The sequence below is a fragment of the Pseudorhodoferax sp. Leaf267 genome, from assembly GCF_001422405.1.
Lineage (GTDB): Bacteria > Pseudomonadota > Gammaproteobacteria > Burkholderiales > Burkholderiaceae_C > Pseudorhodoferax.
In genome coordinates, this window is the sequence record NZ_LMMV01000011.1 from 1 (window position 1) to 21,520 (window position 21,520).

Sequence of the window (21,520 nt, forward strand, 5' to 3'; positions counted from 1 at the left end):
CGCAGATCTTGAGTGCCCAGGCAAACATCGAGATGCTGCTTGGACACGTCAATGCCAGCGTTGGGCCGCGTCGGGTCGTTCACCACCCCACCTTGTGCATGCATGTTCATGATTGGCAACTGTTCGGGCTACATGAAAGGATGAAAGAGGTCAGTGCGTTGACCGGATGCTCAAGGGCGAACTCAAGGCTCCAGGGGGAAACAGGTTTAGCGCACTGACGCAAACTGATGGAAAGGCTCCTTGGCGAAGATACAAGGGGGTAGCGCGCACACGCAGTGAGCGCGTAACGGGTGTGGTCTATCGCACGGGCAGGAACTGGAAGAACTGGCCGCCCAGCAGGCCCTGCACGTAGCCGATCGCGGCGCGCCGGTATTTCTCGGTCAGGTACACGGCCACCAGGTCCAGCCGGCCCACGATCTTGCCGAACTCGCGCTCGAAGCTCAGGTTGCGCCCGCGCTCGTTCATCTCGTCGGCCAGCAGCAGCGGCTGGCCGGTGGCCGTGCGCCGCGTGGCCAGCAGCCAGACGGCGGTCTCGATGTTGCGCGCCGCGTTGTACAGATGCTGCGGCTCCTGGCTGTCCAGCAGGTTGAAGCTGGTCTTGCCGCCATGCGCCACGATCAGCATGTCGGCGTTGGCGTAGATGAACGCGGCCACGCGGTCGCCGGTGAACTCGGGCGTCAAGGCCAGGGCCAGCGCGGCAATGTCGCGCTTGCCCTGCAGCGTGGCCGGCGCCTGCTGCTGGCGGATGGCGAGCGCGAGCACGTCGAGCGCGGCTTCGCGGCTGGCATGGCCGGCGCGGCGCCACTCGCCGGGGTTGCGCCGGTACAGCTTGTCGGCCAGCAGCATCAGGCCGGCCAGGTTGTCGCGCATGGCCAGCGTGACCATGCGGTTGGTGTCCGACTGCAAGGCTTCGCCGGCCGAGGTCGGCTCGCTCTGCACTGCGCCGCGCGGTGCCGGCGGGCTGGCGCACCCGGCCAGGCCCAGCGCCGCGGCGATCCACGCGGCACGCCCCCACAAGATGACGTCCACGGCCCTACCGGAAGTGGTCGAACGAGGCGTAGCGCGCGTCGAGCAGGCGGCCCTCGGCGTCGACCACGCGCACGCCGGTCTGCGCCTCGATGCCGCCGATGCGCGTGACCAGGGTCTCGGCCTGGATCGACGCGCTCTTGACGTGGCTGCGCGCGGACGGCGGGGCCGTGAACACCAGTTCGTAGTCATCGCCACCGGCCAGCACGCACTGCAGCACCTGCTCGGGCGACAGCGTGCCGGCCGGGCAGCCCAGCAGCGTGCGCGCGGCCTCGGCGTCGATGCGCGCGCCGACGTTCGAGGCGGCCAGCACATGGGAGAGGTCGCCCAGCAGCCCGTCGCTCACGTCCACCGCCGCCGTTGCCACACCGCGCAGTGCCTGGCCCAGCGCCACGCGTGGCGTGGGCTGCTCCATGCGCATGCGCGCCTGGGCGAACTGGGCCTCGGGCAGCGCCAGCGTGCCGCGGAACACCTCGAGCGCCAGCCGCGCGTCGCCCAGCGCGCCGCTGACGTAGATGTCGTCACCGGCCTTCGCGCCCGAGCGCAGCAGGGCTTGGCCGCGCGGCACCTCGCCGAACACGGTGATGCAGATGTTGAGCGGGCCGCGCGTGGTGTCACCGCCCACGAGTTCGCAGCCGTGCGCATCGGCCAGCGCCAGCAGGCCTTCGGAGAACGGCGCGAGCCAGGCCGGGTCGGCCGCCGGCAGCGCCAGCGCCAGCGTGAAGGCCAGCGGCCTGGCGCCGCAGGCGGCCAGGTCGCTGAGGTTCACGGCCAGCGCCTTGTGGCCCAGCCGCCGCGGGTCCACGGTCGACAGGAAATGCCGGCCCTCGACCAGCATGTCGCTGGAGACGGCCAGCTGCATGCCCGGCGTGGGCTGCAGCAGCGCGCAGTCGTCGCCCACGCCCAGCGCGGCGCGCTGCACGGGGCGCTGGAAATAGCGCGCGATCAGCTCGAATTCACCCATGTCTGTCCACCTCAGGCCGGCTGGCCCCGGAAGCGCCCGGCCGCCTGGCGGATCACCTCGGCCAGCAGGCGCTCTTCGCCCTGGCGCTCGCGCAGCCAGCGCGCGTCGTTGCGGTCCTGCTCGACCTCGGTGCGCAGCAGCGCCAGCCCGGGCTCGGCGCCCAGCCCCCTGGCGTGCGGCGCGATGTGGTCCATGGTCTGGCGGATGTGCTCGCGCAGCGGCAGGTGCTCGCCCGTGGCCGGGTCCACGTAGACCGCATCCAGCCCGAAGCGGCAGGCCTGGAAGCGGTTGTAGGTGTAGACCAGGTAGTCGTCGTCGGCCGGCATGAAGGGCTCGTCCGCCATGCACCAGGCGGCCAGGCTCTGCACGTAGGCGGCCAGCGCGGCGGCGCGCTCCACGGTCAGCGGCGTGTCGAAGACGCGGATCTCGATCGTGCCGTACTCCGGCTTGGGCCGGATGTCCCAGTAGAAGTCCTTCATGCTCTTGACCACGCCGGTGCGCGTCATCTTGTCGTAGTAGGCCTCGAACGCGTCCCAGGTCAGCGCGAACGGCGCGCGGCCCGACAGCGGGAACGCGAACACCGAGTTCAGCCGCGCCGAGTCGAAGGCCGTGTCCTGCCCCTGCACGTAGGGCGAGGAGGCCGACAGCGCGATGAAGTGCGGGATGTAGCGCGACAGGCGGTGCAGCGTGACCAGCGCGGTGTTCGCGTCCGGGCAACCGACGTGCACGTGCTGGCCGAAGATGGTGAACTGCTTGGACAGGTAGCCGTACAGCTCGGACAGCTCGCGAAAGCGCGGCTTGTCGTAGATGCGGCGCTCGTGCCACTGCTGGAACGGGTGCGTGCCGCCGCCGACCACGGCGATGTTGAGCTTGTCGGCGCAGGCCACGAGCGCATCGCGCAGCTGCGTGAGCTCGTCCAGAACCTGCGTGGTGGAGGTGCACACGTCGGTGGAGATCTCGATCATGCTGGACGTCATCTCCGGCACCACCGAGCCTGGCAGCTTGCGCGCGGCCATCAGGCGCAGCATGTCCTGCGCGTAGGGTGCGAGGTCGTAGTCGTGCGTGTTGACGAGCTGCAGTTCCAGTTCCACGCCCAGCGACAGCGCGGCCGAGTTGCCAAAGGGTTCGAGCTTCATTCCAGTCTCCCGCGCGTGCTGTCGCCGGCGTCCTCGTGGGCGCCGGACCTGGTGCTCTCGCCGGCTCGGTGCAGCGCCACGGTGGCCGCGAACGCGCCCACCACCTCCATGAGCAGGATGGCCGGCAGCGCCACGCCGGTGATCACCGTGCCATGGGCGCTGGACGAGCGCGCGAACTGCGAGGCCAGCAGCAGTGCGATCGACGACATGGGCAGCATCGCGCAGCCCACCCATAGCGCTTGCGACAGCTGGAGCCCGCTGCCAAAGCTGGCCAGCACCGTGCCCGTGAGCTTGGCCAGCATGCGCACGGCCACCAGACACAGGATCAGCGCCGCGCCGGCCGTGGTCCAGGCGGTGTTGGCCGCCACCGTGGACACCAGCACGAACATCAGCATGGTCAGCATGGAGGCGGCCGTGCCGAGCTGGCGCGGCCAGACCCAGGGCCGGGGATTGAGCTGCTTGAGCAGCAGGCCGGCCAGCAAGGCGGCAAGGGCGGCCGAGCCGCCCACCAGCGACGCCAGCGCCGTGCTGGCCGCGATCAGCGCCAGCAGCAGCATCGAGGTGTTCTCGCTGGTCGGGCTCATCACGCGCAACGCCGAGCGCATGGCCAGGCCCAGCAGTGCGGCCACCACGAGCGACAGGCCCAGCAGCGCGAACACGGGGTAGATGGTCTGCGCCAGGTTGGCGCCTGCGCCGCCGTCCACCAGGCCGGCCAGCGCGCTGCCGACCGTGAGCGCATACAGCGTGTTGAGCGTGGACAGCACGATGGCGCGCTCGGTCACGGGGCCGGCTGCGCGCGTGTCCATGACCACGCGCGTCAGCACCGCGGGCGAGGCGGCCACGGCCACGATGGCCAGCGGCTCGGCCGCGCCGGCCGCGATGTCGAACTGGCGCAGCAGCCAGTAGACGGCGACGAAGGTCAGCACGCTTTCGAGCAGCGACTGCACCAGCACCATGGGGTTGTGGCGGAACCAGCGCAGCGAGATGCGTGCGCCCGCCTCGAACAGCACGACGGCGATGCCCATCTCCAGCAGGAACAGCGCATTGCCGGCAAGCGGCCAGGCAGCGTCGGCGAAACCGGCGAAGCCGGCGATGGCGCCGACCACGGAATAGCCTGCCACCTTGGGCAGGCCGCTGTAGCGCTGCACCAGATAGCCGGCGGCGGCGGCGGCGGCCAGCACCAGCGACCAGGCCAGGGTCGGCATGCTGGCGCTGGCCTGCGCGCCCTGGGACCAGAGGGTCAGCAATTCCTGCATCGTGGGGGTGTCTCCTTCATGTCGCGGTGGGGTGCACTGCACGCGGCGGGCCAACGGGGCCCGCGCGGTCAGGCGGGAACGAAAAACTGCAGCGGCCGGCGCCGCAAGCGCGAGCGGATGGCGGCATGGATGCGGGCGCGCTCGACGCGCCCGACATTGTGCGCACGCAGCGCCACGCGGAACGCCAGGTAGAAGCTCACGCCCAGGTTCAGCGCGCCGATCAGCGGGATGGATGCTACACACCACCAGAACGCCGGCTCGTGCAGCACGGCCGGCCCCAGCGAGGCCACGGCCGCGGCCAGCTGGCCGGCCGACAGCGTGACGTGGCGCACATCCAGTGCCAGGCCGAAGAAGGTTGCGAAGGTGGGCACCAGGCCCAGCATGAAGCCCAGCGCGATGTTGGAGGCAAAGCCCGAGATGTTCTCGCGCATGAAGCCGGCCCAGCGCGCCGCGCGGCCCGTACCCAGCACGCGCGTGATGCGCGGGTTGTAACGCAGGGCCGAGTCCAGCCGGTGCAGCACGAACCAGTTCTCGGCCCAGCCCGCGATGATGCTGGCCGCGAACAGCAGCACGCCGGTGAACGCGGCATAGATCAGCGTGGGGCCGAGCAGCGTCAGCGATTGCAATACGTAGCGCGCCGTCTTCGCGTCCAGCATCGGGTGGCCCAGCGCTGCCTGCATCAGCAGGCTCAGGGCCAGCACGGCCGGCACCACGACGATGACGTTGCCCAGCACGGCCGCCACCTGCGAACGCACCAGGTGCGTGATCTCGTCGACGAAGCGCACCACGGCGTCGCCCGACAGGTCTTTCAGCTTGGCCGCCATGGCCGGGGCCGTCATGGCCGGCTGCTTGGTCGCCAGCGTGCAGTGCAGCAGCTGGATCATGAGGAAGCTGCCGGCGTAGACCACGCCGGCCCAGAAGCCGTTCCAGAACGCCGACAGGCCGATGGCCAGCACGGTGTATTTCAGCAGCACCGTGAAGCCCGTCAGGAAGCCGCCGCCCGCGGCCTTGCGCAGCATCTGCAGGTAGGCCGTGCGGTCGCGCGTGATGTAGTGCTCGCCGGTCTCGGCGCTGCGCTCGGCCACCTTGGCCGCCAGCAGCGAGGAGTTGGCCGCGACCAGCGCGCGCACGCTCTTGCGCTCCTGCTCGGTCTGCGCCATGTGGCCGATCAGCCGCACGCCGGCCAGCAGCGGCTTGCCACCCAGCAGCATGTCCAGCAGCTCGCGCACACGCACGATGCGCGCGCGCAGCTGGCGCAGCCGGAACACCATGCCGACCGAGATGCCGTTGTCCTCCAGGTGCGTGTAGACGCTCGTCACGGCATGGCGGCAGGCCTCCAGCCGCTCGCGCAGCTGCTGCGCGGCCGCGTCGATGGCCTCCTGCGAGGCGGTCTGGCCCACGGCGCGGCGCAGCATGTCCACATCGCTGAGCAGCGCGTGGAAGGCACGGTCGGTGCGCGCCTTCTCGCCCATGCGCAGGCGCAGCTCGGGCGCGAAGCCGCTGGCCTGGATCTGGCCCGCGCAGTAGGTGATCGCGTCCAGCACGATGGTCTGCCAGGGCGGCGTGCGCGGGTCGTCCGGGTCGGCCAGCTGCGCAGCCAGTCGGCGCAGCAGCGGCTCGTCCAGCGCGGCCAGCCAGGCGCTGTCGGCCCGGCTCGGGAACGCCAGCGAGAACAGGGCGGATGCGTCCACCGTCTCGGGCGTGCCGGGCAGCAGCTTGCGCCGCAGCCGCTCGGCCAGCTCGCTCACGAAAGCCGTGCGCGGCGCGAAGCCGTGGTCGCCCAGCAGCACCGAGAAGTCGACCGTCAGCACCAGCGTGCGCCACCAGCCGCGCAGGCGCGGCAGCAGCTCGGGCCGGGCCTCGATGGCGTTGACCAGGAACTGCACGCGGCTGACCGCGGCCGGCACCGACTTGCCGTTGCCGCGCACCCAGTCCAGCACGCTGATCAGCCAGATGTGCCGGTGCGCCAGCGGCGCCGACGGATCCAGCGCATCGAGGATGCGGTTGATGTCCTGCATGGACGCAGCCACGGGCTAGTGCAGCACCCGTGGGCTCGCCTGGCCGTCCGCGCCGGCTGCGTCGTCCGCATCCAGGATGAAGGCCGGGATCTCGACCTCGAAGCGCTCGCCGTCCTCGGCCACGCAGAAGTAGCTGCCGCGCATGGCACCGCTGGGCGTGCGCAGCCGGCAGCCGCTGCTGTACTGGAAGGACTCACCAGGCCGCAGCAGTGGCTGCTGGCCGACCACGCCCAGGCCCTTGACCTCTTCGCTGTGGCCATTGCCGTCGGTGATGACCCAATGGCGGGCGATGAGTTGCGCCGCGACCTCGCCCGTGTTGTGCACGGTGACCGTGTAGGCGAAGCTGTAGATGGCCTGCTGCGGCGCCGACTGCTCGGCGATGTACTGCGGGCGGGCCTCGACAGTGAACTGGTACTTGGACATAGGGCGCGATGCTAACGGCTGCGCGCATGCGCCGCCGCAATGCCCCGGCCTGCCAAAATGCCGGCCCATGAGCCGCACCTACCGCATTTCCCCCTCCTTGCTGTCCGCCGACTTCACCCGCCTGGGCGAGGAGGTGCAGGACGTCATCTCCGCCGGCGCCGACTGGATCCATTTCGATGTGATGGACAACCACTACGTGCCCAACCTGACCTTCGGCCCCATGATCTGCAAGGCGCTCAAGCCCCTGTGCAAGAAGGCCGACGGCACGCCGGTGCCGATTGACGTGCACCTGATGGTGCAGCCCGTGGACGCGCTGGCCGCGGCGTTCGCCGAGGCCGGTGCCGACCTGATCAGCTTCCACCCCGATGCATCGACCCATGTGCACCGCAGCGTGCAGGCCATCCGCGCGGCCGGCTGCCAGGCCGGCCTGGTGTTCAACCCCGGCACGCCGCTGGACGTGCTGGACTGGATGATCGAGGACATCGACCTGGTGCTGATCATGAGCGTGAACCCCGGCTTCGGCGGGCAGGCCTTCATCGACAGCGCGCTGCGCAAGATCGAGGACGTGCGCCGGCGCATCGACGCCAGCGGCAAGGACATCCGGCTCGAAGTGGACGGCGGCATCAAGACCGACAACATCGCCCGCGTGGCCGCGGCCGGCGCCGACACCTTCGTGGCCGGCAGCGCGATCTTTGGCCAGAAGGACTACGCGGGCGTGATCGGCGCCATGCGCAAGGCGCTGGGCTGAGCCGGATGGTGCCAGCCACCGCGTCGGCTCTGGTCGACGCCTGCACGCAGGCCGCGCTGGAGCTGCTGGAGCGCAACTGCACGCCGCACGGCATCCTGGCCGCGAGCCCCACCGCCGCGGCCGTGGCGCGGCGCTACACGCGCATCTTCGGCCGCGATGCCGCGATCTGCGTGATGGCCATGTGCGGCAGCGGCGTGCCGGCGCTGGAGCGGGCGGCCGTGGCCAGCCTGGACGCGCTGGCCGCGCAGCAGGCGCCGAACGGCCAGATCCCCAAGTATGTGGACCCGCAGGGCCAGGACGCCGACTTCTGGTATCTGGGCTGCATCGACGCCACGCTGTGGTGGCTGATCGCCGTGGACCATGTGCGCCGCCATGGTGACGTGGGCGCGGCGCACTGGCAGCCGCAGGTCGAGCGTGCGATCCAGTGGCTGCTGGCGCAGGAGCACCAGACCTTCCGGCTGCTGCAGCAAAACGAGGCCAGCGACTGGGCCGACATCATGCCGCGCTCGGGCTATGTGCTGTACACGAATGCGCTGTGGTACGAGGTCAAGCGCCGCTTCGCGCTGGACCATGCCGAGGACACGCAGCACCACTTCAACCATCTGTTCAACCCGTTCCAGCGCGACCTGCCCCAATACCACCGCGCACGGCTGCTGCGCCACTACGCGCGGCGCGGCCGACGCGACCCGGGCCTGTACCTGTCCTTCGTGAACCTGGCCGTGGTGGGCGACGAGGGCGACGTGTTCGGCAACGTGCTGGCGATCCAGAGCGGCCTGGCCGACGCCGACATGGGCGCGCGCATTGCGCAGACCATCGCCGACGCACATGCCGGCGACCCCTACCCTGTGCGCGTGGTGTTGCACCCGCTCACGCGGCAGCACGACCTGTGGCGCCGCTACATGGAGCGGCACCAGCAGAACCTGGTGCACCAGTACCACAACGGCGGCATCTGGCCCTTCGTGGGCGGCTTCTGGGCCATGGCACTGGCCCGGCTCGGGCTGCGCGAACAGGCCCAGTCCACGCTGGAGAGCCTGGCGCGCGTCAATGCGCTGGACGACTGGCGCTTCACCGAGTGGTTCCACGGCCGCACGCTCGTGCCCATGGGCATGGCCGGGCAGAGCTGGAACGCGGCCACGTTCCTGATGGCGCGGCGCGCCTTGCAGGGCGACGCGGCCGCCTGGTAAGGCTGCGGCGCCGACGCGCTGCCCAGGGCCGGTGCGGGACAATTGCCTCATGGCCCAAGGCAAACGCATTTCCGCAGACATCGGCGCCGATGTCCTCCACTCCATCCGGGACATGGGCGCTGCCGCCAGGCAGGCGCGCATCGACGCCGGGCAGGGGCAGGCGACGGCGGCCGCGCGCCTGGGCGTGCACGTGCAGACGATTGCGCGCATCGAAGCCGGCGAGCCCGGCGTGTCGGTCGGCCACATGCTGGGGCTGCTCGCGCTGTACGGCGTCTGCCTGCGGCTGGACCCCCCGGCAACCTGAAGCGCGCAGCGGCGGTCTCAGCCGGGCTTGCCGCGCCCCTTCTTGCCGGCCTTGCCCTTGGGCGCGTCACGGCCGCTGGCCGGGGTCGCGGCCTGGGCCTGCTCCAGCCACATGAGCGCATCGACATGCGACATGAAGCGCTGCAGGTAGCCGGGCGACAGTTCGCGCATCAGGCTCAGCGCGCGGTGCACGAGCCGGTGTGAATTGAGCGGGCCGGCGTTGTCCGGCAATCGGGCCAGCGATTCCGTGAGCCGGCGCTGCGCGCTGAGCCGTGACCAGGTGCTGCGGAAGTAGTGGGCCGATTTCAGCTCGGCAGGGCCGGCCAGGCTGGGCGGCAGGCCGCTTGACATGGCGGGCGCCTGCGCCGCGGCATGCTGTGCGAGTGCAGCCGTCAATGCGGCCAACGGGCCGGGCGCGGGCTTGGCGGGGCCGGCGGCGCTGCGCAGGGGCGGCGCCTGTTCAAGGGCCTGGCCATAGGCCGCCAGCAAGGCCGCCACGCGCGCATCCAGCAGCTGCCGTGCCTGGCCCTGCTGCACAGCGGCGCGCTGCGCCATGGCCTCGATGAAGCGAAAGCGCACGGGGTCGGCCCGGTCGGCTCCGCGTGCGCGCCAGGCCTGCACAGCTGCCAGGCCGGTCGCAGGCGCCGCGCCGGCGCCGTGCTGGTCCAGACTATCCACGGGGCTTGGCGGCACTGTGGGACGGCCTGGGCGTCGGCGCCATCTCGACGCGGCGGTTCTTCGAGCGCCCCTCGGCGTCGTGGTTCGAGGCCACGGCCTGCTCGGCGCCGAACGCGGCGGCGAACACGTTCGATGCGGGGATGCCTTCCTCGATCAGCGCGCGCGTGACCGTCAGCGCGCGCTGGGCCGACAGCTCCCAGTTGTCGGCGAATTGCCGGCTGCCGCCGCGCACCTGGCGGTTGTCGGTAAAGCCGCTGACCATCAGGATCTCGTTGCGCTCCTTCAGGTAGCTGGCCAGCGGCGCGGCCAGGCTATTGAGCAGCTGACGCCCTTCGGGTTGCAGCTCGGCAGAGCTCAGGTCGAACAGCAGGCTGCCGCTGATGCCGATGCGCCCGTCGTTCAAGGTCACGCGCCCGGCGGCCAGCGGGCCGGCCAGGGCCTGCTCCAGCGTCTGCAGGCGCAGGGCCTGCGTCTTGCGCTGCGCGATCTCCGTCTGCAGCCGGCTGTCCAGCTCCAGCTGCATGCCGATCACGCCGACCAGGATCAGCACGAACGCGCCCAGCAGGCCGGCCATGAGGTCGCCGAAGACAGCCCAGACCGGGGCTGACGATTCGGCGCCAGCGTCCACGTCATCCAAGATCATGCTTCGCTGCCCACGGCCGCCTGGTTGCGCGCCAGCTGCTGCAGGTCTTCGACGATCTGCTGCTGCGACAGGATGGACAGGTCGATGACTTCACGCGCCTGGGCCACGTAGTAGGCCAGTTGCTCGTCGCTGCGCGCGATGGACTTGCCCAGCGCACTCTCGATGCCTTGCAGCTGCGCAGACAGCTTGTCGTTCGATGCGCTGAACAACTGCACCGCCAGGCCGAAGGCCTCGCCCAGGCTGGCGACCTCCACGGCGCTGCCGGTGAGTTGCGCGGCCACGCTGTCGAGCTTGCCGGTCTCGGCCTCGACACGTTCCGCGAAGCGCGTGCCCACGCGTTCCAGCAGTTCGGCCGAGCTGCCGACCAGGGCGTCGATGGCGCTGCGCTGCTCGGTGGACGCGTGGTTCACGGCGTCCAGCAAGGTGCGCAGCGTGTCCATCACGCGCGTGCGTTCTTCCAGCATGGCGTTGTCATGCGCCAGGCTGTCCGAGAGCTTGGCGCGCAGTTCGCCGATGACTTCGGCAGCGGCGCGCGGTGCCTGCGCCGCAGCTTCGACCAGGCGGCCGATCTCCAGGATCGTGTCGTGCGCCTGGGCCTCGGCCTGGTGCGTGATGGTGCGGGCGGTGTCGGCCAGCGTGTTGCAGATGTCCTGCTGCTGGCGCGCGGCCTGGGCGCCTGCCTGCTGCCAGGTGTCGCGCAGCGCTGCGGCCATGTCGGCCAGCGATGCCGTCCACGCGGCCAGCCGCTCGCTGTCGCGCGCCTCGACCTGGGTGCGCAGGTCGGCGTGGGCCTGCTCGACCGTGCGCTGCAGCGCAGCCGCATGCTGCTCGAAGCCGGCCGCCGTGCCGGCCAGGGCCTGTTGGGTGTCGCTGGCCAGGGCCTGGCTGGCGCGTTCGTGCTGCGTCAGGGCTTGCGTCCAGGCGGCCAGGCGCTGGTCGTCGCGCGCGGCGACCTCGGCCTGCAGCCGGGTGTGGGCCTGGTCCACGGTCTGCTGCAGCGCGGCGGCGTGTTGCGCGAAGTCGGCGGCCGTCGCGGCCAGGGCCTGCTGCGTGTCGCTGGCCAGGGCCTGGCTAGCGCGTTCATGCTGCACCAGGGCATCGGTCCACGCGGCCAGGCGTTGGTCGTCGCGGGCGGCGACATCGGCCTGCAGGCGCGTGTGCGCCTGCTCCACGGTCTGCAGCAAGTTGGCGGCGTGCTGGTCGAAGCCGGCAGCGGTGCGGGCCAGGGCCTGCTGCGTGTCGGCAGACAGCGCCTGCGACGCGCGGGCGTGCTGGTCCAACGCACCGTGCCAGCGGGTGGTGAGGCCGTCCGCCGTGTCGGCCAGACGGGCAGAGACACCCTCCACGAGCGCCGTGGAGCGCTGGGCGAACTGGTCCGTGAAGCCGGCCAGCGCACCGCGCAGGTCGGCGGACATGGCCTCGTGGCTGCGCCGCTGCTCGGCCAGTGCGTCGGTCCAGCCCTGGGCCACGGCTGTGGTGCTCGTGGCAAAGCGCTGGGACAGGCCGTCGAGCTGCTGCTGCACGGCCTGGGCCACGCTGTGGTGCAGCGCCGCGGCTTCGCGCGCAACGCCGGCCATGGTGGCCTCGGCCACCGGCTGGATGGCGGCGCTGGCCAGGCGGGCGCTTTCGGTCAGGCTGTCCTTGAGCGTGCGGTCCACCGAGGCGGCCAGGCCCGCGTAGGCCGTGCCAGCCTGGTCGTGGAAGCGGTCCTGGCTCGCGGCCAGGCGCTCGTGCAGGGCCTGGCTCTGCTGTTCCATGCTGGCCATCATGGCCTGCAGCCGGTCCACCAGCAGCGGCATGGCCTCGGCCTGGCGCTGCAGCAGACGGAACGATTCTTCGCGCTGGTGGGCCTGCGAGAACGGCCGTAGCGTGGTGGCGGCGCGGCTGTCCAACAACTGGCCGGCCTGCTGGCGCTCGCGGCGGCACAGCGCCGACAGCAGGCCCAGCATGGCCGAGGTCGCGATGCCGGCCAGCGAGGTGCCGAAGGCCACGCCCAGGCCTTTGACCGGCTCGGCCAGCGACGCGCGGATGGCAGCCAGGTCGCTCGCGCCTTCCAGCGCGAAGCCCGTGCCCTTGAGTGTCACGACCATGCCGACGAAGGTGCCGAGCATGCCCAGCAGCACCAGCAGGCCGGCCAGATACGGTGCCAGGGCCGGGCCGGGCAGCCCGACGCGTTCGCCCTCCACGCGCAGGCGCACGGCGTGGCGCAAGGATGGGTGCAACTGCTCCAGCCAGGGCGCGAGCGCAGGCGGTGCGTGTGGCAGTTCGGACATGGCGCGCACCAGGCCGTCGGTGGCCTGCTGGTAGCGGCGCAGTTCCAAAGCACCTACCAGATAGAAGGCGCCGATCAACCAGGTGACGGCCAGGGCCAGCAGGTTGACACCGACATAGCCGGCGCCGACCCAGGCCACGGCGGCCAGGCCTGCAAGAAAGACAGCGAGGTGGATGAATCGGTTCATGCGTGATCGTGTTGCGTGTGAAGGGCTGCGAGCAGCCCCTCGATGGGTTGCCAACGGAGCTCGAGTTCGGCGGCCAGCACGGCCTGCAGCTCCTGGTGGAAGGCGTCCAGCCAGCCCGACCAAGCCTGTGGCTCGGCCTCGGCGGCCGCGCGAAGGCGCGCGAAGCGACGCTCCAGCAGCGCAGGCAGCGCGGCGAGCAGGCGGTGTTCGTGTTCGCCGAGCACGCGCTCCATGACCTCGTCCACGGCCGCCAGCGCTGCCATGTCAGGCGAGCGTGCGGCCAACCGGGTGCGCAGCCGCGCGCGCAGGGGCTCGATCGCGTTGCCCATTGCGATCTGCCGGCCCTGGTAGTGCCTGCGGTAGGGCGCGAACTCGGTCTTGGTTTCCAGCACCGGCAGCGGCGTGGTGGTGCGTTGGTGGGCACGTGCGCGCGGGCTGGGGATCTCCGGCATCCAGGGGCCGTCCTCGTCCAGCGACTCGACGAGCTGGCTGCGTATGCGGCTGGCTTCGGGGTCGTCGACCGGGGGCTCGGCCGGTGCGGGCGCATGGGTGGCAGCGCCGTGGGCCGGGCTGTCCTGCAGGGCCGTGAACAACGACATGGCGTCGGTCCACCTGAGCCAGTCGCTCAAGCGGTCCGCGAAGCGTTGCGGCGATTCGCGGACGTCTAGGTCGGTCAGCCGGGCGAGCAAACGAACCAGCGTCGCATCGGCCAGACCTGCGCGCCGTGAGCCTTGCACCATGCCGCCAGATCGAAAAACTCGGCAGTCTACACGCATGGGCCAGCCCGTCTGATCGGTGCCATGGAGCTCTGTGCAGGGGTCTGCCCGAGAGCGGCTTGCCTCTGCGCAGTCTGTTCATGCTCGCCACCGCTGTCAGATATGTCAGGTAAGAGTCACAGAAGTATCAAAATGATCGCTAGGATTGGCTCTTATTTCGCCCCAATCCATCCGCACCCGTTGCGCCATGCCATGAGCCTGTATTTCCTGCACCAGCTGGAACACGCGGCCTTTCCGTTACGGGTTTCCGACCCGCAGGCGCTGCGTTGCATCGAGGAACTGCTTGCCGCCCAGATGATTGAAGGCGGCCTGGGCACGTCGGCGGCGGACCAGCACAGCTTCGCCATCGTTCGTCGCATCACGCCCCGCGGACGGGCGCATCTGTCGCTGACACGCCACGCGGCATTGGCGGATGACGCGGCCCGACAGCAGCACAGGCCCTTGCGCGACGACTGATCACCACCAGTGGCCGTCCTGCGGCCACCCTACGCCGCTCGGGCCAGGCGGCGCTGACGCGCGCTGCATTCAGTCGGTACGAAGGCGCATGCCGGGTCAGCGGTGGCCATGCAACATTTCTTACACAAAATGGGCAGAGTGAGTTTGTGTATATAAACATTAAACTCTCAATACTTGTGCACAAAATGAAAAAAACGATCTTGTCGTCGCCGCTTGAGCCCCATTTCACTTCGCCAGAACCCTCCGCTCCGAATGGGAGTCTTCGGGTACTGTTCGCAAGGCCCGTCATTCCGCCCAGTCGTTTCGCGCTGGCAGGCGGCTCGGCCTGGGATCGCCTGTACACGGCATTGAACCGAGCCCTGGCCGCCCTGCTGATCCTGCTGCTGTCGCCCCTGCTGGCGTGGATCGCCTGGCGCATCGCGCGCGTGGATGGCCGCCCGGTCACCTTTGCGCATTACCGCGTCGGGCAACGTGGCCAGATGTTCCGCTGTTTCAAGTTCCGCAGCATGGTGCGTGACGCCGATGCGGTGCTTGCCGAGCTGCTGAGGGCCGATCCCATGGCGCGTGCGGAATGGGAACGCGACCACAAGCTGCGCAACGATCCGCGCATCACGCCGATCGGCCAGCTCCTGCGCCGCACAAGCCTGGACGAATTGCCGCAGCTCTTCAACGTGCTGCGCGGGGACATGCATTTCGTCGGCCCGCGGCCTGTCACCCTGGTAGAACTTGGTCGGTACGGGGCCGACAAGCGCCACTACCTCTCGGTCAAACCCGGGCTCACCGGGCTGTGGCAGGTCAGCGGACGCAACAACACGAGCTACCAGCGGCGCGTCCATTTCGACCGCACCTACGTCGAGAGCCGCAACCCCCTCGTCGATGGCTGGCTGATGCTGCGCACGGTCAAGGTGCTCATCACGCGGGAAGGGGCGAGTTGACCATGCCGCCGACCGTGACGCCCGCGCGCGTGGTCTTCAACGGGCGCTTCCTGGCGCAGCCGCATACGGGCGTGCAGCGCTACGCGCTCGAAACCCTGCGCGCCCTGGACGCCCTGCTGGCGGCGGCGCCGGCGCGCCTGCTCCGCGCGCACTACGAACTGGCGCTGCCCGATGGCGCGACGGTGCCGGCGATGTCCGCCGTGCGCACCGCGCACGTCCCCGGCCACGCCAGCCACCGATGGGAGCAATGGCCACTGTTGCGCCATGCCCGCGGCGCCTTTCTCGTGAACTTCAGCTACTCGGGCCCCTGGCTCAAACGCAGCCAGCTGGTGACCGTGCATGACGCCACAGCGCGGGTGATGCCCGAGACCTTCTCGCGCGGCTACCGCTGGTTCCACGATGCCAGCGTGGGGCTGCTGGGGCGCAGCGCGCGGTCGTTGATGACGGTTTCCCATTTCTCGCGCGACGAGCTGCGCCGGCATTTCGGCCTGCTGCGCTCGGACATCGTGGTCGGTGTCGAGGGCGGCGAGCATGCCTGCAGCCGCGCCGACGACGACGCCGTGCTGCGCCGCCATGGGCTTGTGCCGCGCGGCTATGTGCTGTCCGTGGGCAGCGAGAAGCCGAACAAGAACTTCGGCATCCTGGGGAGCGCCGTGGCGCTGCTGCCGCAATTCCCATGGCCGGTGGCAGTGGCCGGAGCGCGCGACATCGGCATCTTCCGGGGTGCCGCAGTGCGCGCGGACGGCTTCCGCTTCCTGGGCTTCGTGCCGGACGAAGACCTGCCGGCGCTGTACCGGCAGGCCGCCTGCTTCGTGCTGCCTTCGCTCTACGAAGGATTCGGACTGCCGGCGGTCGAGGCCATGGCCAACGACTGCCCGGTGCTGGCCGCACGCGCTGCCTCGCTGCCAGAGGTGTGCGGCGATGCGGCGCTGTATTTCGACCCGCGCGATCCCGCTTCGGTGGCGGCCCAATTGCAGCGCATGGCGACGGAACCCGGCTTGCGCGAACAGCTGCAAGCGGCCGGCCGCGAGCGCCTGCGCCAGTACAACTGGGACACCAACGCACGCATCCTGCTCGAGCATCTCGACACGCTCGGCGTCACTGGTTGAAGGCCATGTCTCACATCGTCCACGCCACCGAATGCCTGGCTGCAGGCACGCTGGCTTTTCTGGCGCAGGCCACGCGGGCCCTGGTGGAGCAAGACGTCGACCAGGTGTTGCTGTTCGCGCGCCGCGAGGACACGCCGCCGGGCTACGCGGCCATGTTCCATCCGCGCGTGCGCCTGCAGGAGCTGCCGTCGGCGCGTGATTCGCTGCCCGCGTTTTGCAGCGCTTTGGGGCAGGCGCTGCGATCGCAGGCGCGCGACCCGCAGTGCCGCGCCATCCACCTGCACTCTTCGCGCGCAGGCTTCGTCGGCCGTCTGGCGCTGGCCGGCGTGCGCCAGGGGCCGCCCATCCTCTACTCGCCGCACGGCCTGGCCTATCTGGACCGGCGCATGTGGCTGCCCAGCATGGCCTTTCATGCCCTGGAGTGGCTGGCCGCACGTGTGCCGGCCACGATGGTGGGCTGCAGCGCGAGCGAGGCGGCACTGCTCAAGACGCTGTCGGGCAACCCCACGCGCGTGCTGGAGAACCCGGTTGATCCGGCCTTTCTCGCACTGCAGGCGCTGCCCGCGGAGCGCCCGACCGTGGTGACGATCGGCCGCATCTGCTATCAGAAGGCGCCCGAGGCGTTTGCGGCGCTGGCCACGCGCTTTCGCATCGCCGAGCATCCGGCGCGCTTCATCTGGGTCGGCAGCGGCGATGCGCGCCGCACCGCCGAATTGCGCGCAGCCGGCGTCGAGGTCACCGGCTGGCTCGACGCCGCGGGCGTGCGCGGCATGCTGGCGACGGCCTCGGTCTACGTGCAGACCTCGCGCTGGGAGGGTATGCCGTTGGCGGTACTGCAGGCCCTGGCCGCCGGGGTGCCCTGCGTGGTCACCGACGTGGTCGGCAGCCGAGACGCCGTGCGCCACGGCATCACCGGTTTCGTCATGCGCCACTTCGACGCCATGATCGCCGGGGTCTCGCGGCTGCTGGAGGATCCGGCGATGCGCGGGCAATTCAGCCGCGCGGCGCGGCGCGACGCCGCCGAGCGGTTTGCCCCGGATGTGTTCGGGGCGGCGCTGGCGGGGCTGTACAGCCTGGGATGGCGGCAGCGCATGCGCGAACGTCGTGCCGTGCCGCGTGGGCACGAGCGCCGCGCCGCGCCGCGCGTCCCGGCGCTTCAGCTGCCGGTCGGCTGAGCATGCTGCGTCGCCGCGCCGTGCTGGCGGCCTGGCTTCCATTGGCGGTGCGTGCCGGGACGGTGCTGGACGTGCGCAGCTTCGGTGCGCTGGGCGACGGCGTCGCCGATGACACGCGCGCCCTGCAGCGCGCGCTCGACGCGCTGGCGCCGGGTGATGTGCTGCGCTTTGCGCCCGGCCGCTACGTGCACGCGCAACGGCTGGAGGTCCGCACCCCCCATGTGCAGCTGCTGGCCGATGCAGCCACGCTGCATGCCAGCAATCCCGACGACCAGGCCCTGCTGTTGCAGGCCGACGGCATCGAGGTGCGCGGCTTTGCCATGACCGCGGTCACCGACCGCCGGCGTGACGCGCCCTGGCAGTCGCGGATCGCGATATGGCGCGATCCGCGCGAGCGCTTCGAAGCCGCGCCCTTGCGCGACATCCGCATCGTCGGCAACCGCATCGTCGAGGGCGGCCCACCGGGCAGTGCCACGGCCAACAGCAGTTCCTCGGCGGCGATCTTCGTGCATGGCGTGCATGGCTTCGAGATTCGGGGCAACGAGGTGCGCCGCTCGCTGTCCGACGCGATCCACATCACGGGCGGTGCGCGCGATGGCCGCATCGTCGGCAACCGGGTGCGCGAGAGCGGCGACGACATGGTGGGCATCGTCTCCTATCTGCATGGCCGCACGCGGGTGGACGCGCAGACGCTGGCTGCAACGCTGGATGCTCTGCGTGCGCGACGACTGGTACAGCGCATCCTCGTCGCCGACAACGACCTGGCCGGCAACTATTGGGGGCGTGGCATCACGGTCGTGGGCGGAGAGGACGTGACCATCGAGCGCAACCGCATCGACGCTACCAGCCACGCAGCCGCCGTGTACCTGGCGCGCGAGGACAGCTACGCGACATTCGGCGTGCAGCGCGTACGGGTGTGCGACAACCGCATCACGCGCGTGCAAACCCTGGCGCCGGCCTACAGCGTGCTGCCACCGGGTCGGCGCGAGCGGCGCACCGGACATGCCGCAGTGGAGGTGGTGGCCCTTCTGCGCCGCGAGGAGGCCGCCGTGCCGGCGTTGGTGCAGGCTTTGGGCATCGCAGCGGTGGAAATTGCCGGCAACACCATCGAGGATGTGGCGACCGACGGCGTGCGCATCGGAGACCGCTGGCAAGCCGCCCTGGCGCCGCTGGGCGCGCCGGTGCGTGGGGTGCGCGTGCGGGGCAACCGCCTTGCGCGCGTACAGGGCCGTGCCGTGCGGCGCGTCAATGCGGACGACCCGGATGCGGATGTCGGCTGCGAGGGCAATCGGCTCGATGGCCGCCCGTTCGAGCCCGCAGGGTGCGGCGCCAAGCTGGCCGTCAGCGCGCCCCAACTGCCGCGCTAGCCGGGCCGCCCATTTGCCGGAGCGCGTCCTGCCGGCGCATGTCCAATGCCAGAATTACAAGCCCCAGCGCCAGCGGCACGAAGCGCGATTCCGCCAGGTAGTTGTAGCGGATCGACTCCAGCAGGAATAGAACCCACATCGGATAGGTGAGCAGGCCGGAGCGGTAGCCCAGGCGAAAGCCGATCCACGCACGGCCGATCAGCCAGCCGAGCAACAGCACGAACAGCACGCTGCCCAGGAAGCCCACGTCCAGAACGAAGCGGAAGTAGGCAGACGGGCTGTTGAACTCGGGCCGCGCGAAGCGCGCCAACCAGTCGTTGTCGATCGGGCGTGTGTTGCCCAGGGAGGCCGTGAACAAGTCGCCCAGCACTGGCGTGCGGTGCAGCCATTTGAAGAGGTAGCCGCCTTCAAAGAAGGGCCAGCCCGTCAGATCGGCCAGAAGACCCACGCCGTTGTTGACGGCCGTGGCGTAGTAGGTCAACAAACGATCCAGCGTGAAGCCCCAGATGCTGTCGTACTGGTCGACGTAGTACTCCCAGGACCGGAAGTACTCGCTGGCCGTGAAGGCCAGGTACACGGCGACCGGCGCGAAGGCGGGTGCCACCGAGGCCATGCGCCAGCCCGAGGCGCTGTGGATCGGCAGGTAGGCCAGGCGCGCAACGACCCAGCAGACCAGCAGCTCCAGCACGGCCAGGCGCTCGGCCCAGGCAAAGGCGCGCAGCACGGCCAGCAGCATCACCAGCCAGAAACCCACCCGCTCCGCCATGCTGACGCGCTGGATGCCGGCGCCGCACTTGATGGCGTAGGCGATCACATAGGCCACGCCGAGCTGTGTCAGCGTGGTCAGACCTGGTGAGGTCGACAGATCGTCACGCAGCTCGGCCCGCTGGCCGCGCCAGATCTCGACCAGCAGGCTCGGGCGCATCGCCACCGGACCCAACCAGACCACATAGGCCATCATGGTCAAGGCCAGCAGCATCAGCATGGTTCCCGTGGAGACCATGGGTGGGTCGCGGGGCACGGCCCGAGGGGGGGCATGCACGGTCGCGGCCGCGATGCCCAGCCCCATGGCTGCAATGAGCACGACGCCGAACAGGTACATGGCGCTGGGCACGTACACGTTCTTGACCACGCGGGCGAAGTCGAAGCTCGCAATGGCGAGATACAGCGGCATCAGCCCGAGCATGACCATGCGGCCCGGGTGCAGCCACCACAAGTGGGCGGCGCGGTGCATCTCAGCTGGCGGCCGGCGCTGCGACACGCCCGGCGCGTGCCCGGTTCAGCACGATGCCTTTCAACGGGATGGCGGCGCGCTCGATGACGCGCACGGCTTCCTGAATGTCGGTCACGCTGGTGGCTTCCGCCTGCACCACCAGCACGGCGGCATCGGCCAGCATGGCCGTGGCCAGCGCGTTGCCCACACGTTGCGTCGGCGCAGCATGCAGCACGATGTGGTCGTAACGTGCCCGCAGCTCCTGGAGCAGTTCCTGCAGACGCGGGCGTTGCAGCAGCCCGGCCTCGGACATGTGCATGGTGCCGGGCAGGATCACGTCGAAACCGAGCGCCGCCTGGCCGCGCAGTACATCGGCCAGGCTGGATTGCCCGGTGACGACTTCGGCCAGGCCCGCGGCATTGCGGTCCAGGCCCGCATAGCGGTGCACCTGGCCGCCGGCGAGGTCGGCTTCGACCAGCAGGACGCGCCGGCCCGCCTCGGCCAGCAGCGCGGCCAGATTGGCCGCCACGAAAGAGGCGCCACAGCCGGAGGTGGGTGCCGTGACCATCACCACCTGCGACATGCCGTTGGTCCCGCGCATCCGGACGGTGAGTTGCATCGCACGCAAGGCTTCCACCGCGGAGTCGTGCGGGGCGGCGCGTGCCAGCATCGCATGCATGCCGGTTTCCTCGACCCGCTGGTAGCGCAACCGGCCCGCCGCCAGCTGCCGTTCCGCACGTGACTCCGGCACCTGGGCCAGGGTACGCAGGCCCAGGCGGGTCTCGACGTCGTGAGCGTCGACCACGGCGCTGCGCATGACCTGCGCCAGCAGGGCGGCGCCCAGGCCAGCCATGATGGCCAGCCCCAGCCCGAGTGACAGCACGGCCGCCGCACGTGGCCGCTCGGGCTTCGTGGCGGGCAGTGCAACGTCGAGCTGGCGTGCACCCGAGAGGCGGCTGGCGACGGCCAGCCGCAACTGCTGCGCCTGCGCGAGGGCGGCGCTGTACATCTGCGTGCCGATCTGCGTCTCGCGCTCCATGCGGACGATGTCGCGTGCCTGGCCGGGCCGGCGCTGGATGTCGGCGTCGATGCGGCTCAGCGCGCGGCGCACCGTGGCTTGCTGCTCGCGCACGGCGGCCAGTTCCGGGTGCTGGGGCGTCAGGCGGGCACTCAGCTGGTCGCCGCGCGTCGTCAGCGTGGTCAGATCGCGCGCCAGCTCGGCGCGCTGGCGTAACAAGGTTTCGGCCTCGGCGGAACCAGGCATGGTCTGGTGTTGCTCGCGGTAGGCGGCCAGCGCGTCCTCGTCGAGCTCGACGCGGCGTTTCAGCGCAGGCAGCTGCTCTTCCAGGAAGGCCAGTGCCTGGGCCTCGGCCTCCCTGCGGCGCACCATGTCCTGTTCGAGGAAGGCGCTGGCGAGCTTGTTCAGCAGATCTGCGGCGCCCTGGGCGCTGTTGCTTTCGTAGGTGACGCGGATCACGCCGGAATCCTTGCCAGGTTCAAACACGCGCAGCCGCTCGATCACGCTCTCATAGGCTTCAGTGGCCTGCGCCTGGCTTAGCAGGCTGCTGAAATACCCGACGCCGCAGCTCGTCTCACCTCGGTGAGAGTGCGGATTCAGCAGGGCGTTCGGCGCTGACGGCTCAATTACGCA

Annotated in this window: 20 protein-coding genes; 8 read left to right on the forward strand and 12 right to left on the reverse strand. The window is 70.3% G+C overall.

Annotated elements, in window-relative coordinates:
• Nucleotides 1-297: 297 nt before the first annotated feature.
• From ASF43_RS11890 to apaG, 6 genes are all read right to left on the reverse strand, one after another.
• On the reverse strand, nt 298-1,029 hold the full coding sequence (locus ASF43_RS11890) for a hypothetical protein (protein ID WP_082497807.1): 732 nt from the start codon (nt 1,027-1,029) through the stop codon (nt 298-300).
• 4 nt (nt 1,030-1,033) lie between these two features.
• A complete protein-coding gene (gene thiL, locus ASF43_RS11895) occupies nt 1,034-1,990 on the reverse strand; it encodes a thiamine-phosphate kinase (protein ID WP_056180912.1) in 957 nt (318 codons plus the stop codon).
• Between the two features lie 11 nt (nt 1,991-2,001).
• Nucleotides 2,002-3,126, reverse strand: coding sequence for a YbdK family carboxylate-amine ligase (locus ASF43_RS11900; RefSeq protein WP_056180915.1), 1,125 nt, complete (start codon nt 3,124-3,126; stop codon nt 2,002-2,004).
• Complete coding sequence (locus ASF43_RS11905) at nt 3,123-4,382, reverse strand: cation:proton antiporter (protein WP_056180917.1); 1,260 nt, start codon at nt 4,380-4,382, stop codon at nt 3,123-3,125. Before ASF43_RS11905 ends, ASF43_RS11900 begins: the two co-directional genes overlap by 4 nt.
• A gap of 68 nt (nt 4,383-4,450) precedes the next feature.
• The gene (locus tag ASF43_RS11910; RefSeq protein ID WP_056180918.1) at nt 4,451-6,400 is read right to left on the reverse strand and encodes a site-specific recombinase; all 1,950 of its coding nucleotides are present in this window, start codon (nt 6,398-6,400) and stop codon (nt 4,451-4,453) included.
• 15 nt (nt 6,401-6,415) lie between these two features.
• Complete coding sequence (apaG, locus tag ASF43_RS11915; RefSeq protein ID WP_056180921.1) at nt 6,416-6,823, reverse strand: Co2+/Mg2+ efflux protein ApaG; 408 nt, start codon at nt 6,821-6,823, stop codon at nt 6,416-6,418.
• Between the two features lie 67 nt (nt 6,824-6,890).
• Here apaG and rpe point away from each other — a divergent pair, with 67 nt between their 5' ends.
• The 3 genes from rpe to ASF43_RS11930 are packed head-to-tail and all read left to right on the forward strand — an operon-like array spanning nt 6,891 to nt 9,059.
• Entirely contained in the window at nt 6,891-7,571 is a 681-nt protein-coding gene (gene rpe / locus ASF43_RS11920; RefSeq protein ID WP_056180923.1) for a ribulose-phosphate 3-epimerase, read from the forward strand.
• 5 nt (nt 7,572-7,576) lie between these two features.
• Nucleotides 7,577-8,755: an amylo-alpha-1,6-glucosidase gene (locus tag ASF43_RS11925; protein WP_056180926.1), complete on the forward strand. Its 1,179-nt coding sequence runs from the start codon at nt 7,577-7,579 to the stop codon at nt 8,753-8,755.
• A gap of 49 nt (nt 8,756-8,804) precedes the next feature.
• Nucleotides 8,805-9,059, forward strand: coding sequence for a helix-turn-helix domain-containing protein (locus ASF43_RS11930; RefSeq protein WP_056180929.1), 255 nt, complete (start codon nt 8,805-8,807; stop codon nt 9,057-9,059).
• Nucleotides 9,060-9,076: 17 nt separating this feature from the next.
• Here the strand turns inward: ASF43_RS11930 and ASF43_RS11935 are convergent, their stop codons facing one another.
• The 4 genes from ASF43_RS11935 to ASF43_RS11950 are packed head-to-tail and all read right to left on the reverse strand — an operon-like array spanning nt 9,077 to nt 13,578.
• Nucleotides 9,077-9,736, reverse strand: a complete 660-nt coding sequence (locus ASF43_RS11935; protein ID WP_056180932.1) for a DUF2894 domain-containing protein — start codon at nt 9,734-9,736, stop codon at nt 9,077-9,079.
• Nucleotides 9,729-10,376: an OmpA family protein gene (locus tag ASF43_RS11940; RefSeq protein ID WP_056180966.1), complete on the reverse strand. Its 648-nt coding sequence runs from the start codon at nt 10,374-10,376 to the stop codon at nt 9,729-9,731. The genes ASF43_RS11935 and ASF43_RS11940 overlap by 8 nt, the downstream gene beginning before the upstream one ends.
• Nucleotides 10,376-12,838: a DUF802 domain-containing protein gene (locus ASF43_RS11945; protein ID WP_056180935.1), complete on the reverse strand. Its 2,463-nt coding sequence runs from the start codon at nt 12,836-12,838 to the stop codon at nt 10,376-10,378. The genes ASF43_RS11940 and ASF43_RS11945 overlap by 1 nt, the downstream gene beginning before the upstream one ends.
• A complete protein-coding gene (locus tag ASF43_RS11950; protein WP_056180938.1) occupies nt 12,835-13,578 on the reverse strand; it encodes a DUF3348 family protein in 744 nt (247 codons plus the stop codon). The genes ASF43_RS11945 and ASF43_RS11950 overlap by 4 nt, the downstream gene beginning before the upstream one ends.
• A 228-nt stretch (nt 13,579-13,806) precedes the next feature.
• Between ASF43_RS11950 and ASF43_RS11955 the strand changes: the two genes are divergently transcribed.
• The 5 genes from ASF43_RS11955 (at nt 13,807) to ASF43_RS11975 (ending at nt 18,656) form a co-directional block, all read left to right on the forward strand.
• Nucleotides 13,807-14,070, forward strand: a complete 264-nt coding sequence (locus tag ASF43_RS11955; RefSeq protein WP_056180941.1) for a hypothetical protein — start codon at nt 13,807-13,809, stop codon at nt 14,068-14,070.
• A gap of 185 nt (nt 14,071-14,255) precedes the next feature.
• On the forward strand, nt 14,256-15,005 hold the full coding sequence (locus tag ASF43_RS11960; RefSeq protein WP_082497808.1) for a sugar transferase: 750 nt from the start codon (nt 14,256-14,258) through the stop codon (nt 15,003-15,005).
• A 2-nt stretch (nt 15,006-15,007) separates the two neighbouring features.
• Entirely contained in the window at nt 15,008-16,114 is a 1,107-nt protein-coding gene (locus tag ASF43_RS11965; protein ID WP_056180947.1) for a glycosyltransferase family 1 protein, read from the forward strand.
• Between the two features lie 5 nt (nt 16,115-16,119).
• Nucleotides 16,120-17,289: a glycosyltransferase gene (locus tag ASF43_RS11970; RefSeq protein ID WP_056180950.1), complete on the forward strand. Its 1,170-nt coding sequence runs from the start codon at nt 16,120-16,122 to the stop codon at nt 17,287-17,289.
• A 2-nt stretch (nt 17,290-17,291) separates the two neighbouring features.
• Nucleotides 17,292-18,656 (forward strand): glycosyl hydrolase family 28-related protein, encoded by a 1,365-nt coding sequence (locus ASF43_RS11975; RefSeq protein WP_056180954.1) that lies wholly within the window; start codon nt 17,292-17,294, stop codon nt 18,654-18,656.
• Here ASF43_RS11975 and ASF43_RS11980 read toward each other — a convergent pair.
• Both ASF43_RS11980 and ASF43_RS11985 read right to left on the reverse strand, forming a co-directional pair.
• Complete coding sequence (locus ASF43_RS11980) at nt 18,631-19,890, reverse strand: oligosaccharide repeat unit polymerase (protein WP_156373290.1); 1,260 nt, start codon at nt 19,888-19,890, stop codon at nt 18,631-18,633. The genes ASF43_RS11975 and ASF43_RS11980 overlap by 26 nt on opposite strands.
• A 1-nt stretch (nt 19,891) precedes the next feature.
• Nucleotides 19,892-21,520: AAA family ATPase (locus tag ASF43_RS11985; RefSeq protein ID WP_235578233.1), on the reverse strand; the 1,629-nt coding region annotated here is incomplete at its 5' end.

What these genes read in the sequence shown, in the direction of transcription:
- ASF43_RS11910 (WP_056180918.1), bottom strand. Translation starts at nt 6,400, where the DNA reads ATGCAGGACATCAACCGCATCCTCGATGCGCTGGATCCGTCGGCGCCG.
- ASF43_RS11980 (WP_156373290.1), bottom strand. Translation starts at nt 19,890, where the DNA reads ATGCACCGCGCCGCCCACTTGTGGTGGCTGCACCCGGGCCGCATGGTC.
- ASF43_RS11950 (WP_056180938.1), bottom strand. Translation starts at nt 13,578, where the DNA reads ATGGTGCAAGGCTCACGGCGCGCAGGTCTGGCCGATGCGACGCTGGTT.
- ASF43_RS11955 (WP_056180941.1), top strand. Translation starts at nt 13,807, where the DNA reads ATGAGCCTGTATTTCCTGCACCAGCTGGAACACGCGGCCTTTCCGTTA.
- ASF43_RS11960 (WP_082497808.1), top strand. Translation starts at nt 14,256, where the DNA reads ATGAAAAAAACGATCTTGTCGTCGCCGCTTGAGCCCCATTTCACTTCG.
- ASF43_RS11925 (WP_056180926.1), top strand. Translation starts at nt 7,577, where the DNA reads ATGGTGCCAGCCACCGCGTCGGCTCTGGTCGACGCCTGCACGCAGGCC.
- thiL (WP_056180912.1), bottom strand. Translation starts at nt 1,990, where the DNA reads ATGGGTGAATTCGAGCTGATCGCGCGCTATTTCCAGCGCCCCGTGCAG.
- ASF43_RS11930 (WP_056180929.1), top strand. Translation starts at nt 8,805, where the DNA reads ATGGCCCAAGGCAAACGCATTTCCGCAGACATCGGCGCCGATGTCCTC.
- ASF43_RS11965 (WP_056180947.1), top strand. Translation starts at nt 15,008, where the DNA reads ATGCCGCCGACCGTGACGCCCGCGCGCGTGGTCTTCAACGGGCGCTTC.
- ASF43_RS11970 (WP_056180950.1), top strand. Translation starts at nt 16,120, where the DNA reads ATGTCTCACATCGTCCACGCCACCGAATGCCTGGCTGCAGGCACGCTG.
- rpe (WP_056180923.1), top strand. Translation starts at nt 6,891, where the DNA reads ATGAGCCGCACCTACCGCATTTCCCCCTCCTTGCTGTCCGCCGACTTC.
- ASF43_RS11945 (WP_056180935.1), bottom strand. Translation starts at nt 12,838, where the DNA reads ATGAACCGATTCATCCACCTCGCTGTCTTTCTTGCAGGCCTGGCCGCC.
- apaG (WP_056180921.1), bottom strand. Translation starts at nt 6,823, where the DNA reads ATGTCCAAGTACCAGTTCACTGTCGAGGCCCGCCCGCAGTACATCGCC.
- ASF43_RS11900 (WP_056180915.1), bottom strand. Translation starts at nt 3,126, where the DNA reads ATGAAGCTCGAACCCTTTGGCAACTCGGCCGCGCTGTCGCTGGGCGTG.
- ASF43_RS11905 (WP_056180917.1), bottom strand. Translation starts at nt 4,382, where the DNA reads ATGCAGGAATTGCTGACCCTCTGGTCCCAGGGCGCGCAGGCCAGCGCC.
- ASF43_RS11975 (WP_056180954.1), top strand. Translation starts at nt 17,292, where the DNA reads ATGCTGCGTCGCCGCGCCGTGCTGGCGGCCTGGCTTCCATTGGCGGTG.